Source organism: Azospirillum fermentarium (assembly GCF_025961205.1).
GTDB lineage: Bacteria > Pseudomonadota > Alphaproteobacteria > Azospirillales > Azospirillaceae > Azospirillum > Azospirillum fermentarium.
The window spans coordinates 456,841-470,078 of the sequence record NZ_JAOQNH010000003.1; the positions used below are offsets into that span (position 1 = coordinate 456,841).

Genomic DNA, 13,238 nt, shown 5'->3' on the forward strand with positions numbered 1-13,238 from the left:
TGGCGAAATGGTTTGCTTTATATTCTGCAATGCACACCGCACGGGTGCGCCGGAGACGCCTGCGGAAGGGGAGAATCGGGCATGGCAAAGGGCCGGCCATGCCGCGTTCGGGCAGGCCGGGGCCGTGCAGGGCCAGGGGCATGGGGTCAGCGCACCAGCCGGTTCTTTTCCATCACCCGGTTGGCAATGACCACGGCCTGGGTGCGGCTGTAGACCTTCAGCTTTTGCAGGATGGCCGAGACGTGCGCCTTCACCGTGGTTTCGGTGATGCGCAGTTCAAAGGCGATTTCCTTGTTCAGCTTGCCGGTGCCCAGCATCTCCAGCACCCGCATCTGCTGCGCGGTCAAGGTGGCGAGGCGGCGCACGATGTCGGCGGTTTCTTCGTCCTCCGGTGATTCCTCCTCCACCGCCCCGGCCAACTGCGGCGGCAGGTAGATTTCACCTTGCAGAACCTGTCTCAGCGCACCGGCGATGGCATCGCGGGGGGTGGATTTGGGGATGAAGCCCGAGGCCCCGCACTCGATGGCCTCCCGCACCAGACGGCGGTCGTCGTGGGCCGACACCACCACCACGGGTGTTGCGGGGAACCGTCCGCGCAGGGTGAGCAGGCCCGACAGCCCGCTGACCCCCGGCATGGTCAGGTCCAGCAGCACAAGGTCCAGGTCGCCCTTGTCCTCCAGCAGCCGGATGGCGGCGTCCAGGCAATCGGCTTCGAGAATCTCCGAAGCCTGACAGGAATAGACGACGGCGCTGCGCAGCGCGTCGCGGACCATAGGGTGGTCATCGGCAATCAGAATGCGGCTCATGGCGTGTTTTCACGCTTGTTGGGACGTTTCCTCAAGGATCGATCATGACAGAAAAGTGAGGTTAGCGGCAACATGAACAAAAACGCCGGCTCCGAATTCTCCCCGGAACCGGCGTTTTCATTTAAAGTTTTACTTTACGCTTTGGGCAGCTTGAACACCCACAGCGAACCGCCCTGGTTGATGTCCTTCACCAGCTTGGCGACGTCGCCACCCCACAGCGGCACGGCACCGCCCCAGCCCGAGACCACGGCGACGTACTGTTCGCCGTCCATTTCCCAGGTGATGGGGCAGCCGACCACGCCCGAACCGGTCTGGAACTTCCAGACTTCCTTGCCCGACTTGGCGTCGAACGCCTTCAGGAAGCCTTCGGGCGTGCCGGTGAACACCAGATTGCCGGCGGTGGTCAGAACCCCACCCCACAGCGGGGCCGGGTTCTTGTATTCCCACGCGATCTTGCCGGTCTTGGGGTCGATGGCGCGCAGCGCACCGATGTAGTCGTTGTACAGCGGCTTGATGGTGAAGCCGGCACCCAGGTAGGCCGCACCCTTCTTGTAGGTGATCGGCTCGTTCCAGATGTCCATGCCCCATTCGTTGGCCGGCACGTAGAACAGCTCGGTGTCGGGGTTGTAGGCCATGGGCATCCAGTTCTTCGCACCCAGGAAGGCGGGGGCGGAGAACACCGACTTGCCCTTGGCGTCGTGGCTGCCGTCGGCGGGGGCACCCGGACGGTTGTCGTCGTTGTAGACCGGACGGCCGGTCTTCAGGTCGATCTCCTTGGCCCAGGTGATCTTGCTGACGAAGGGGGAGGCGTTGATGAGCTTGCCGTTGGTGCGGTCGAGCACATAGAAGAAGCCGTTGCGGTCGGCCTTGGCGCCGGCCTTGATCACCTTGCCGTCTTTCTTCAGGTCGAACGACACCAGTTCGTTCACGCCGTCGAAGTCCCAGCCGTCGTGTGGCGTGGTCTGGTAGTGCCACTTGATCTCGCCCGTGTTGGGGTCGATCGCCAGCGTGGACGAGGTGTAAAGGTTGTCGCCGGGGCGCAGGTGCGAGTTCCACGGCGCCGGGTTGCCGGTGCCGAAGTACAGCAGGTTGGTTTCGGGGTCGTAGGTGCCACCCAGCCAGGTGGCGCCGCCGCCCGTCTTCCACATGTCGCCGGGCCAGGAGGCGTTGACCGTGCCGGTCACGCCCGAGTCCTTGCCGTTCAGCGTCCCCATGTTGCCTTCGATGGTCGGGCGCTGCCAGATCAACTCGCCGGTTTCGGCGTCGCGCGCCTCCACCATGCCGATGACGCCGAATTCACCGCCGGAATTGCCGGTGATGATCTTGCCGTCCACGATCAGCGGGGCGGCGGTCATGGAATAGCCGTCCTTGTATTCCGCCGTCTTCTTGGACCAGATGACCTTGCCGGTGTCCTTGTCCAGGGCCACCAGACGGGCGTCCAGCGTGCCGAAATAGACCTTGTTGCCATAGACCGCCGCGCCGCGGTTGATGACGTCGCAGCACGGCATGATGCCGTCGGGCAGACGGTGGTCGTACTGCCACAGCTTCTTGCCGGTGCGGGCATCGACGGCGTAGAGGCGGGAATAGGAGCCGGTGACGTACATCACGCCATCGACGACCAGCGGCTGGGCTTCCTGCCCGCGCTGCTTTTCACCGCCGAAGGAGAAGGACCACACCGGCGTCAGCTTGGACACGGTGTCGGGGGTCAGGGCCTTCAGCGGGCTGAAACGCTGCCCCTGATAGCCCAGGCCATAGGTCAGAACGTCGCCGGTGCTGGCGACGTCGTTGCGCAGGTCGTCCTTGGTCGGGCCGGCGGCAAGCGCGGTGCCGGTGGCGAGTGCAGCCGCCAGCGCGGCCACCGAAACCGTGGTCCGGTTAAAGACGGACAGAAAACGCGTCATGATGCGATGACCTCCCTCAAAGTCATGGGTACCGGCGGTGTGCGGTGTTTCCCCCATCCGCGGCTCCCAACCCCTGTGTGTGGCAAGGGTGGGAACCGGAACGGGGCGGCACGGGTGTTGGCACTGCGTCAGCCGGCCGCCGCAGTGGGGGAGCCGGTGTGGACGGCCCCCCGATGGTGATAGGGCGCAGTGTAGAGATGCGCCCCGCGACGGCTATTGTGCGATGGTCCAATGGGCGGCGGGGGCCGTCTGATACCCCGCCGCCTTATCCCTTTTTTATCAACGGGTTACTTGGTAACCCGCGGCAGGGTCTCCAACTCGGCGGCGGGCCACAGATGGGCGACCGACCGCTGATATTCCGGGCGCAGCACGTTCAGGACCGAAAAGCGCTCGGGGATCGGGGCGTCCAGCATCTCGGCCATGTCGCGCCCCTGGGCCGCGGCGGCGCGCAGCGACCCGTCCAGCCACGTCAGCCAGTCGCGGGTCTGGGCGATGGCGCCCTTGTCGGGGCGGATGCGCCCGTGGTTGGGCACCAGCACCGACACGTCCAGCGCATCCAGCGTATCGAGCGCCTTCAGCCATTTGCCCACGTCGGCGTGCGGCGTGGTGGGGGTGCGGTCGGAGAAGACCACGCCCCCGGCAAACAGGACTTTGGTCGTCTCGTCGTACAGGGCGAGGTCGGCGTGGGTGTGCCCCTCCAGCGGGATCAGGCGCAGGCGGTGGTTGCCGTAGACCACGGTCGATCCGTGAACGGCCTGGGTCGGCACCACCGGATCGGTGCCCCGCATCCAGTCGCCCACCAGCCGGTACATGTTCTCGGTGATGGCATGGCCTTCGCGTTCGATGCCGGCGATGGTGCCGGGCAGGGCTGCGATGGGCACGTCCTTGAACGCCTGCGATCCCAGGAAATAGTCGGGGTGCAGGTTGCTGATGTAGACGATGCGGATCGGTTTGGGCGTCACCGTGCGGATGGCGGCGCGCATGTCCTCGCCGAAGCGGCGCGACGGGCCGGTCTGGATCACCACCACCCCGTCGTCGGTGACGATGAAGCCGGGGTTGAGGATGTTGCCGCCGTTGGCGCGGGTGAAATGCTCGGTCGAGCCCACGAAGACATAGGTGTCGGGGGCGATCAGTTCCGGTTTCAGGTCATAGGAAGGCGCGGCCCAGCCGGGAACGGCGCCCAGCAACAGGACGGCGGCGGCGAGGAGAAGGCGGATCATGGCGTGGCCCCCGCGGTCTTGACCGGCACCGGGATGGCGGCGGCGATTTCCCCGCCGTTGTTGTCGCGGCCCTTCAGCGTCAGCACCGACCCCGGCACGGGGGCGTCGATGACGAGCGTGAACACCGGGTCTTCGCTGACCGGCTCCAGCGGCGCCAGGCGGGCGACCGGGGTGCCGGCGGCGTCGGTCAGGGTCAGCGCGTCGATGAAGAAGGCGGGCACCCCGGCCATCAGCCCGGTGTCCTGCGGGTGGCGGATGCGCAGCTTGACCCGCGCGGCACCGGTATCGCCGGTGGGCCACACGCGGGCCTGCACCTCGCCCAGATGCTCGGACCAGTCGGCCGCGGCATAGGAGGCCGGGGGGGCGGCGCACCCGCCGCCGGCGGCATCCACCAGCCGTCCGTTCATGTGCCACACCCCGTCGCGGGTGCGGGCGGCGGCGCGCACGGCGGTGGCCTGCTGGATCTTGATGCGGGTGGCGATGAAGGGCCGCGCCTTCAGCGGCTCGTACCGCAGCACCACGGGAAAGGGGTTGAGGTCGGCGACGATGACGATCTCCTCCACCCCCTCCAGGGCGGTGGCGTCCACGGCGATGGGCATGGCGCGGGCGTTTTCGACGTCGGCGGGCGCCATCACCACCACGCGGGCGTCGGCCACCACGGGAGCGGTGCCGAACACCTCGGGGTACAGGGTCTCCCACATCACCGACCCCAGCGGGTCTGCGGGAATGGATGAAGCGGCCAGGGCCGGCGTCACCGCCAGCCACAGGCCGCAGGCCAGAACGGCTGCTGCTCTCATGGGTCCGCGTCTCTCCCTTTGTCGCCGCGCCCTTACCGCCCGGCCCGTTGGTGGGGGGAGGGGGCGCGTTGTTATTCGATGTTGGCCGCCGGCTGCTGGCGGGTGACGCCATAGCGCGCGAACAGCGCGGTCAGCGACCCGTCGGCATCCATGGCGGTGATCACGTCGCCCAGGGCATAGACCAGATCCCGCGAATTCTCCTTCACCGCCATGCCGATGTCCCACCCCGATTGCGGCATTCCCGGCAGGGTCATGGGGGCGGTGGGATAGGTGGTGGCGCCATCGGCACCCAGCGCCCCTTCGATCTCGCTCAAAGGCGCCAGCACGGCGGCGACGTCGCCGGCCCGCATGGCCTCCACCGCCTTGGTCACGCTGGGGAAATGGGCGACGCTGGAGCGCAGGCGCCCCCCGAACGCCCCCAGCAGGAAGAAGTCGGGAACGGTGTCCAGCTCCACCCCGATCTTTTCCCCCTCGGGCAGCGTGGCGATCATGCCGTTGGGCAGCCGGTTGGGGTTGCGGGTCAGGGCGAAGACCTCGCGCTGGTAGGGGGCGAACAGGACCGCCTCCCCGTTGCGCAGGGCGAATTCCTTGTCATAGGGGACGTGCATCATCACGTCCGCCGGCTCGCCGCCGGTCAGATACCCCTTCCACACCGCCAGCCGCAGGTCGTCGGAGACGGTTTCCCCCGGCGTGTGTTCCATCAGGTCGGCGGCAACCCCCAGCCGTTCGGCCAGGATGCGGCCCAGTTCCACGTCGATCCCGGTCAGTTTGCCGTCGGCGCGGTAGGAGAAGGGTGGGAAATCCCGGTACACCGCGATGCGCAGGCGGCCCCGCGCCACCACGTCGTCCAGCGGACGGGCGGCTGCGGGGCGAAGGGCCGCCGCGGTACCGGCGGCGGCCAATCCGGCCAACAGGAAGGAGCGGCGGCTGAGCGGCTGCCCCGTCATCATTCGGCCACCGTTTCCAGCCAGGAGCGGATGGCCCACAGGGCTTCCTGGCCCAGCGCTTCGCCGAACTTGGGCATATAGGTCACCCCGTTGCGGATGGACCCGTTGGTCACGCGTTCCTTGAACCATTCGTCACCCATGTCGCCCTTTTCCAGATAGCGCAGGTCGGGGGCGATACCGCCCGACACGGCACCCAGCCCGTGGCAGCGCGCGCAGTTCTGGTTGAAGGCGGACGCACCGATTTCGATGGCGCGCGGGTTGCCGCGGTAGGGATTGCTATCGCGCCACGTTTCGCCCAGCTTGTCCAGGCCCGTGGTGTCCACCGCCTGGGGCACCACGTCGCCGTGGGCATGGGCTTTGGGGGCGAAGGCCAGCGATCCGGCGGCGCCAAGGGCCAGGGCGGCAAGGGCAAGGGTGCTCAGACGCAGCGTCATGGGATGTTTCCTCGTATCGCGAAAGCAGGACCGGACGGCACCGGCGGCTTGCTGTTCCCACCCGTGTGGGCTGTTGTTGGTCCCGAGCATAACCACGGGCTGGCACCCGAAATAATTGGACTTTGGTACAAGGGCGGAAGAATCCGCCGCCGCGGCCAGCCCCGCGCCTCATATTGTTCCAAAGTCGCATAGGCGCGTCCGCAGCCTTTGGTTAAGCTTGCGGTCCCCTGAGACGACCCACGGAACCGGAGGAACGCCGTTGGTGGCCAGACCCGCCCTTTCCCTTCTGCGTGCCGCGGTGCTGGGCACGGCTCTGGCGGCGGTGCCGTCCGTTCTGGCCCCCGCCCCCGCCGCCGCGCAGGACGCCGCCGCCCAGGCCGTCCGCATCGCCTATCTGTCGCAGGTGGTGGAACATCCCCCGGCCCTGTCCAACCTGGACGCCGTGCCGGAGGACGAGGGGCGGGCCGGTGCCGAACTGGCCATCGCCGACAACGCCACCACCGGGCGGTTCCTGAAACAGACCTTCACCCTCGACACCGTGATGGTGGAGGAGGGGGGCGATCCGGCGGCGGCGCTGAAGGAACTGATCGCGCAGGGCCACCGTCTGGTGGTGCTGGACCTGCCCGCCGCGGCGGTGGCCCAGTTGGCCCGGCTGCCGGAGGCGCGGGACGTGCTGCTGTTCAACGCCGGGGCCAGCGACGATTCCCTGCGCGCCGCCGACTGCGCGCCCAACCTGCTGCACACCGCCCCCAGCCGCGCCATGCTGGCCGACGCGCTGGCCCAGTATCTGGTGTTGAAGCGCTGGACCAAATGGTTCCTGGTGGTGGGGCCGCGGCCCGAGGATGCGCTCTACGCCGCCGCCATCCGCCGCGCGGCCAAGAAGTTCGGCGCCACCATCGCCGCGGAAAAGGAATGGAGCGGCGATTTCGACGCCCGCCGCACCGCCCAGGCCGAGGTGCCCGTCTTCACCCGCGCCGGCAGTTACGACGTGCTGGTCGTCGCCGACGAGATCGGCGATTTCGGCGACTATCTGATGTACCGCACCGCCGACCCGCGGCTGGTGGCCGGCACCCAGGGGCTGGTGCCCACCGTCTGGCACCGCACCCACGAGCAATGGGGGGCGGCCCAGCTTCAGAACCGCTTCAACGCCCGGTTCAAGCGCGCCATGTCGCCCCGCGACTACGCCGTCTGGGCCGCCATCCGCGCGGTGGGAGAGGCGGCGACCCGCACCCAGTCCACCGACACGGGCAAGCTGGTCGCCTTCATCGAGGGGCCGGAGCTGACGCTGCCGGTGTTCCAGGGCCGCCCCGCCAGCTTCCGCCCGTGGGACGGGCAGATGCGCCAGCCGATCCTGCTGGCCGCCGACCGTTCGCTGGTCACCACCGCCCCCATCGACGGCTACCTCCACCCCCGCACCGAACTTGACACGCTGGGTTTCGACGAGCCGGAAACCGGCTGCAAGGCCCGCAAGAAAGCTTCCCGCTAGAAGGACACACCACCATGCGCCTGCGCGCCCTTTTCCTGGCCGCATCCACTGCCGCCCTGATGACGGCTCTGCCCGCCGCCGCCCAGACGGCCTATGTGTCGAACGAGAAGGACAACAGCGTCTCGGTCATCGACATGAAGACGCTGGCCGTCACCGGCACCATCAAGGTGGGCCAGCGCCCGCGTGGCATCGTGCTCAGCCGCGACAACACCAAGCTGTACATCTGCGCCAGCGACGACGACACGGTGCAGGTGCTGGATCTGGCGACCCGCAAGATCGTCAGCAACCTGCCCTCGGGCGAGGATCCCGAGCTGTTCGCCCTGCACCCCGACGGCCGCCAGCTCTTCATCGCCAACGAGGACAGCAACGTGGTGACCGTGGTGGACACCCAGGACCGCAAGGTGCTGTTCCAGGTGGACGTGGGCGTGGAACCCGAAGGCATGGCCGTCAGCCCCGACGGCAAATGGGCGGTCAACACGTCGGAGACCACCAACATGGTCCATTGGATCGACGTGGAAAAGCGCGCGGTCACCGACAACACCCTGGTGGGCGCCCGCCCGCGCTATGCCCAGTTCACCAAGGACGGCAGCCAGTTGTGGGCGACGGCGGAGGTGGGCGGCACCCTGTCGGTCATCGACACCGCCACCCGCAAGGTCACCAAGACCGTCTCCTTCGCCATCAAGGGCGTGCCCAAGGACCGCATCCAGCCGGTGGGCATCCGCCTGACCGACGACGGACGCTACGGCTTCATCGCCCTTGGCCCGGCGAACCACGTGGCGGTGGTGGACGCCAAGACCTTCGAGGTGGTGAAATACCTGCTGGTGGGCCGGCGCGTGTGGCAGCTCGACTTCACGCCCGATCAGAAGACCGTGGTGTCCACCAACGGCGTCAGCGGTGACGTTTCGGTGATCGATGTGGAGTCCCTGACCGTGACCAAGAGCATCAAGGTCGGCCGTTATCCCTGGGGGGTGGCGATTGCCCCCTGATGCGGTGGCGTTCGCCGCCGAGGGGTTGCGCTATGCCTATGGCGCGCGGGTGGCGCTGGATGGTGTCGGCTTCGCCGTGCCGTCCGGCGGTTTCACAGCGCTTCTGGGGCCGAACGGGGCCGGCAAGTCCACCCTGTTCGCCATCGCCACCGGCCTGCTGGTGCCGCAGGCCGGCACGGTGACGGTGCAGGGCCACGATCTGGGGCGCCGCCCCGGTGCGGCCCTGGCCGCCATGGGGGTGGTGTTCCAGCAGCCCACGCTGGATCTGGACCTGACGGTGGAGCAGAATTTGCGCTACTTCGCCGCTCTCCACGGGCTGGGGGGCGGGGAGGCGGCCCGGCGCATCGACGCCGAACTGGACCGGCTGGAACTGTCCGACCGCCGGAAAGAGGTGGTGCGGCGGCTGAACGGCGGGCACCGGCGGCGGGTGGAAATCGCCCGCGCCCTGCTGCACCGCCCGCCGCTGCTGCTGCTGGACGAGCCCACGGTGGGGCTGGACCGCCGGTCGCGGCTGGGGCTGATCGCCCATGTGCGCGATCTGTGCCGCCGCGACGGGCTGGCGGTGCTGTGGGCCACCCACCTGATCGACGAGATCGAAGAGGGCGACCGCGTGGTGGTGCTGCACCGGGGCCGGGTGCGCGCCGGCGGCGGTGTCGCCGCGGTGGTGGCCGCCGCCGGTGCGGCGGATCTGGCGGACGCGTTCGACCGGCTGACGGAAGAGGGGCGATGATGGGGCCGTACCTGATTGCCCTGCGCGGGATCGTGGTGCGCGAGGTGCTGCGGTTCCTGCACCAGCGCGAACGCTTCTTCGGCGCGCTGGTCCGCCCGTTGGTGTGGCTGTTCGTGTTCGCCGCCGGCTTCCGCGCCGCCCTGGGCGTGGCGATCATCCCGCCGTACGAGACCTATATCCCGTACGAGGTCTACATCGTGCCGGGGCTGATCGGCATGATCCAGCTCTTCAACGGCATGCAGGGGTCGCTGTCCATGGTCTATGACCGGGAAATGGGCAGCATGCGCGTGCTGCTGACCAGCCCGTTGCCGCGCGGCTTCCTGCTGTTCGCCCGCCTGCTGGCGGGCGTGGTGGTGTCGGTATTCCAGGTCTACGGTTTCCTGGCCATCGTGGCGCTGTACGGCGTGCCGCTGCCGGGATGGTCGCCGTTGACCGTGCTGCCGGCCCTGCTGCTGAACGGCATGATGCTGGGCGCTTTGGGCATGACGCTGGCATCCACCATCCGGCAGTTGGAGAATTTCGCCGGGGTGATGAATTTCGTGGTCTTCCCGCTGTTCTTCCTGTCGTCAGCCCTCTATCCCCTGTACCGCATGGAAGAGGCGGGGGAACTGCTCTACTGGCTGTGCCGGGTCAATCCCTTCACCCACGGGGTCGAACTGGTCCGCTTCGCCCTCTATGGGCAGATGAACGGAGAGGGGCTGGCTGTGGTGGCGGGCGCGCTGCTGCTGTTCTTGGCGCTGGCAATCCGGGGCTATTCCCCCGCCCGCGGCATGGGGAGCAAGGGGCCGCAAGCCGCCGGCTGAAGCATCGCCGAACCACATTCGAGCTGATCGGCCAGGGTCATGAGGGCCAGACGGCGCCCGTTGGTCTGTTCCACGGCGATTTCCCGCATCCGCTGGGCCATTGCCCGCAGTTCCAGGTGGTGTTCGTTGGTCATGGCCTGGACTCCCCGTCGGGGGTTTTAAAAAAGGTCGATGTCGCCGGCCGGTCCGCCCAGCACCATGGCCCCCCCCTGGCTGTCCAGAATGGTGGTGGGGCCATGGCGGGCGGCCACGCGGGCCAGCGCCAGCATGGCGCGTTGCGGGGCGGCGGTGCGCTGACGGTTGTGGCCGTTCAGACGTGGGCGGGCCGGGCCGATGGTCATGGTCAACATTATTTATTCCTTATAAAGATGCGTTTCTTCCCGTTACTTGACGTAAATCATCTGCATGACGGCAACGTATGGCGGTGGCGTTGCTCATGAAGGGGAGCCGGAGAGCGGCGGAAGCGGATCTTGGTCTGCATCGGTGGGCCTTTCTGGTCGGTCGTCGGTGGCAGAAGGCGGCGTATGCGGGGAGGCGGGGGGTGGTCCTGGAGAAAAACTCTATGAAACTGAGGGGTTTCTCGTCTTCGTCACCCTTAATGCGAGTACAGTTATATCGTCAGGCATATGCGCTTGGTAGGGGAATCGGTGCCGGCAAAGTGCGACAAAACGACGCATTTTGGAAAATACTCTTGACGGCGATCAAATTTTTAAATGGATTTCCCGAGAGAAGTCATAGAAATCAACGGGTTAGAAAATTCCGTTTATGATAATAAAATAACACCCTCTGGTGTGCAAAAGCGGAATTGAACGTAGTAATGTTATCAAACAAAGAAAATAAAAGGGACTTCATCCCGAAAGTCATATGATTCTAGTACGTCGGCCCGGTCTTCAACCGCTCCCAGAAGCGTTCGGCCACGGGGGACAGACGGGCGCGTGGGCGGAACAGGCGGATGGTGATGGGGATGTCCCACCGCCCGTCTCCCGCCCGCACCAGCCCGCCGCCGGGCACCAGATCCGGTTGCACCAGACTGAGCGGCAGCCACGCCAGCCCGCGCCCGTCCAGCGCCATGGTTTTCAGCAGAACGGCCACGTGGGAAGTAAAGACGGTTTCCAGGCACGGGCGCGGCTCCATGGTGCCGCGGGCGGCCTCGGCGATGCGGCCCATGCCGGATTCATCGCTGTAGGACAGATGCGCCACCGGCTGGCCGGGACCGCCGGGCAGGGGATGGCGCGGGGCGCCGGCCCCGTCGGGGGCGCACACGGGAACCAGGGTGTCGGCCCCCAGGGTCAGCGAGCGGAAATCGCCGCCGTCCAGCCGGCCCGGTGCCGCCGGGTGGTGGTGGCACAGCAGGAATTGCGCCTGTCCCTGAAGCATGATGCGCTCGCACGCCTGCATGGTGTCGGCCACCAGCCGGATGCCGCTCAGCGGTTCGGGGGCGGCGTCCTCCACCGCCCGCAGCCACGCGGGGAAATAGGTCAGCGCCAGCGCGTGGGTGGAGGCGAAGGTGACGGTGGCCGCGGCGGTGGACACCAGCGCGCGGATATCCTCCCGCCCCTGGTGCAGACGGCGCAGCGTATCCTCCGCCACCGGGCGGAAGCGCTCGCCGGCCTCGGTCAGGGTGATGCGGTGGGTGGCGCGGTCGAACAGCGGCGCCCCCACCCAATCCTCCAGCGCCTTCACCCGCCGGCTCAGCGCCGGCTGGGTGACGTTGCGGTGTTCGGCGGCGCGGGAGAAGTTGGCCCACTCGGCCACCGCCAGGAAGTCTTCGAGCCAGATGGTGTCCATGGCCCGTTCTGGCAGCCGCTGGCCCTTCTGTCCAGCTTACACGCCCAGCAGCTCGTGCAGCGTGGCGATCAGCGCCGATTTGGCTTCGAACCCCACGCCGGGGGCGTCGGGGAGGCCGACATAGCCGTCCTGCACCGCCAGACCGTCGGCAAAGCCGCCGAAGGGCTGGAACACGCCGGGATAGGATTCGTTGCCGCCCAGATGCAGCCCGGCGGCGATGTTCAACGACATCTGGTGGCCGCCGTGGGGCACCACCCGCCGGCTGGACCAGCCGAGCTGCGCCATGGCGTCCAGGGTGCGGGTGTATTCCACCAGCCCATAGCTGAGCGCGCAGTCGAACTGCAGCCAGTCGCGGTCGGGGTTCATGCCGCCGTGGCGCAGCAGGTTGCGGGCGTCCTGGTGGGAGAACAGGTTCTCCCCCGTCGCCATGGCGCCGTCGTAGTGGCGGCCCAGTTCGGCCTGCAGGGCATAATCCAGCGGGTCGCCGGCCTCTTCGTACCAGAACAGGTTATACGGCTTCAACGCCTTGGCATAGGCGACGGCGGTGTCGAGGCCGAAGCGGCCGTTGGCGTCCACGCACAGGTATTGCCCGTCGCCCACCACCTCCAGCACCGCCTCGATGCGGCGCAGATCCTCGTCCAGGGGGGCGCCGCCGATCTTCATCTTGACGGTCTTGTAGCCCATGTCGCGGTAGGAGCGCATTTCGTCCTGCAGCGCGTCCAGCCCCTTGCCGGGGTAGTAATAGCCGCCCGCGGCATAGACCCACACCCGGTCGTCGGCCCGTCCGCCGCGGTAGCGGTCGGCCAGCAGGCGGTACAGCGGCACCCCGGCGGCCTTGGCCACCGCGTCCCAGATGGCCATGTCCAGCGTGCCCACCGCCACCGAGCGTTCGCCGTGGCCGCCGGGCTTCTCGTTGGTCATCATCCGCGCCCAGGCGCGGAACGGGTCGATCAGGCCGGTGTCCGGGTCGAGCAGGCTGTCGGGATCGGCCTCCAGCAGCCGGGGGATGAAGCGCTGGCGCAGCAGGCCCGCCGCGTCGTAGCGCCCGTTGGAATGAAACCCGTAACCCACCACCGGCTTGCCGTCGCGCACCACGTCGGTCACCACCGCCACCACCGAACAGGTCATCCGGCTGAAGTCGATGTAGGCGTTGGAGATGTCGGACGCGATGGACGCGACCTTTTCACGAATCTCGACGATGCGCATGGCGGGGCTTCCCTGCTGGCTGTGATGCCGGAAAGGTAAGCCCGCCGTCACCCGCGGGCGAATGCCGTCTTGGCATCAATGAATGCCGAACCCGCATGAAAAAGGGCCGCGGTGTCGCCACCGCGGCCCCCTTC

General features: G+C 67.6%; 14 protein-coding genes. 4 read left to right on the plus strand and 10 right to left on the minus strand.

Annotation, left to right across the window (positions count from 1 at the left end; all coding sequences use genetic code 11):
* Positions 1-146 precede the first annotated feature (146 nt).
* The 6 genes from M2352_RS22300 to pedF all read right to left on the minus strand — a co-directional run bounded on the left by M2352_RS22300 (position 147) and on the right by pedF (position 6,105).
* Positions 147-806, minus strand: a complete 660-nt coding sequence (locus M2352_RS22300; RefSeq protein ID WP_264666732.1) for a response regulator transcription factor — start codon at positions 804-806, stop codon at positions 147-149.
* A gap of 134 nt (positions 807-940) precedes the next feature.
* The gene (locus M2352_RS22305) at positions 941-2,707 is read right to left on the minus strand and encodes a methanol/ethanol family PQQ-dependent dehydrogenase (RefSeq protein WP_264666733.1); all 1,767 of its coding nucleotides are present in this window, start codon (positions 2,705-2,707) and stop codon (positions 941-943) included.
* 287 nt (positions 2,708-2,994) lie between these two features.
* Complete coding sequence (locus M2352_RS22310; protein WP_264666734.1) at positions 2,995-3,927, minus strand: quinoprotein relay system zinc metallohydrolase 1; 933 nt, start codon at positions 3,925-3,927, stop codon at positions 2,995-2,997.
* Positions 3,924-4,724: a quinoprotein dehydrogenase-associated SoxYZ-like carrier gene (locus M2352_RS22315; protein WP_264666735.1), complete on the minus strand. Its 801-nt coding sequence runs from the start codon at positions 4,722-4,724 to the stop codon at positions 3,924-3,926. Before M2352_RS22315 ends, M2352_RS22310 begins: the two co-directional genes overlap by 4 nt.
* A 71-nt stretch (positions 4,725-4,795) precedes the next feature.
* Positions 4,796-5,674, minus strand: a complete 879-nt coding sequence (locus M2352_RS22320) for a substrate-binding periplasmic protein (RefSeq protein WP_264666736.1) — start codon at positions 5,672-5,674, stop codon at positions 4,796-4,798.
* Entirely contained in the window at positions 5,671-6,105 is a 435-nt protein-coding gene (gene pedF, locus M2352_RS22325; protein ID WP_264666737.1) for a cytochrome c-550 PedF, read from the minus strand. Before pedF ends, M2352_RS22320 begins: the two co-directional genes overlap by 4 nt.
* 262 nt (positions 6,106-6,367) lie before the next feature.
* On the opposite strand from pedF, the gene M2352_RS22330 reads away from it, so the two are divergent.
* From M2352_RS22330 to M2352_RS22345, 4 genes are read left to right on the plus strand one after another with little or no spacing between them, the layout of a single operon-like run.
* On the plus strand, positions 6,368-7,591 hold the full coding sequence (locus M2352_RS22330) for an ABC transporter substrate-binding protein (RefSeq protein ID WP_264666738.1): 1,224 nt from the start codon (positions 6,368-6,370) through the stop codon (positions 7,589-7,591).
* A 14-nt stretch (positions 7,592-7,605) separates the two neighbouring features.
* Positions 7,606-8,577: a YVTN family beta-propeller repeat protein gene (locus M2352_RS22335; RefSeq protein ID WP_264666739.1), complete on the plus strand. Its 972-nt coding sequence runs from the start codon at positions 7,606-7,608 to the stop codon at positions 8,575-8,577.
* Positions 8,567-9,307, plus strand: a complete 741-nt coding sequence (locus tag M2352_RS22340; RefSeq protein WP_264666740.1) for an ATP-binding cassette domain-containing protein — start codon at positions 8,567-8,569, stop codon at positions 9,305-9,307. Before M2352_RS22335 ends, M2352_RS22340 begins: the two co-directional genes overlap by 11 nt.
* Positions 9,307-10,110 carry an ABC transporter permease gene (locus M2352_RS22345; protein WP_264667349.1) on the plus strand — a complete coding sequence of 268 codons (804 nt, stop codon included), beginning with the start codon at positions 9,307-9,309 and terminating at the stop codon, positions 10,108-10,110. Before M2352_RS22340 ends, M2352_RS22345 begins: the two co-directional genes overlap by 1 nt.
* Here M2352_RS22345 and M2352_RS22350 read toward each other — a convergent pair.
* The 4 genes from M2352_RS22350 to M2352_RS22365 all read right to left on the minus strand — a co-directional run bounded on the left by M2352_RS22350 (position 10,059) and on the right by M2352_RS22365 (position 13,104).
* Positions 10,059-10,244, minus strand: coding sequence for a hypothetical protein (locus M2352_RS22350; protein ID WP_264666741.1), 186 nt, complete (start codon positions 10,242-10,244; stop codon positions 10,059-10,061). The genes M2352_RS22345 and M2352_RS22350 overlap by 52 nt on opposite strands.
* Before the next feature lie 24 nt (positions 10,245-10,268).
* Positions 10,269-10,460, minus strand: a complete 192-nt coding sequence (locus tag M2352_RS22355; protein WP_264666742.1) for a hypothetical protein — start codon at positions 10,458-10,460, stop codon at positions 10,269-10,271.
* A gap of 520 nt (positions 10,461-10,980) precedes the next feature.
* A complete protein-coding gene (locus M2352_RS22360; protein WP_264666743.1) occupies positions 10,981-11,898 on the minus strand; it encodes a LysR family transcriptional regulator in 918 nt (305 codons plus the stop codon).
* A 36-nt stretch (positions 11,899-11,934) separates the two neighbouring features.
* Positions 11,935-13,104, minus strand: coding sequence for a mandelate racemase/muconate lactonizing enzyme family protein (locus tag M2352_RS22365; protein ID WP_264666744.1), 1,170 nt, complete (start codon positions 13,102-13,104; stop codon positions 11,935-11,937).
* Between the last annotated feature and the right edge of the window lie 134 nt (positions 13,105-13,238).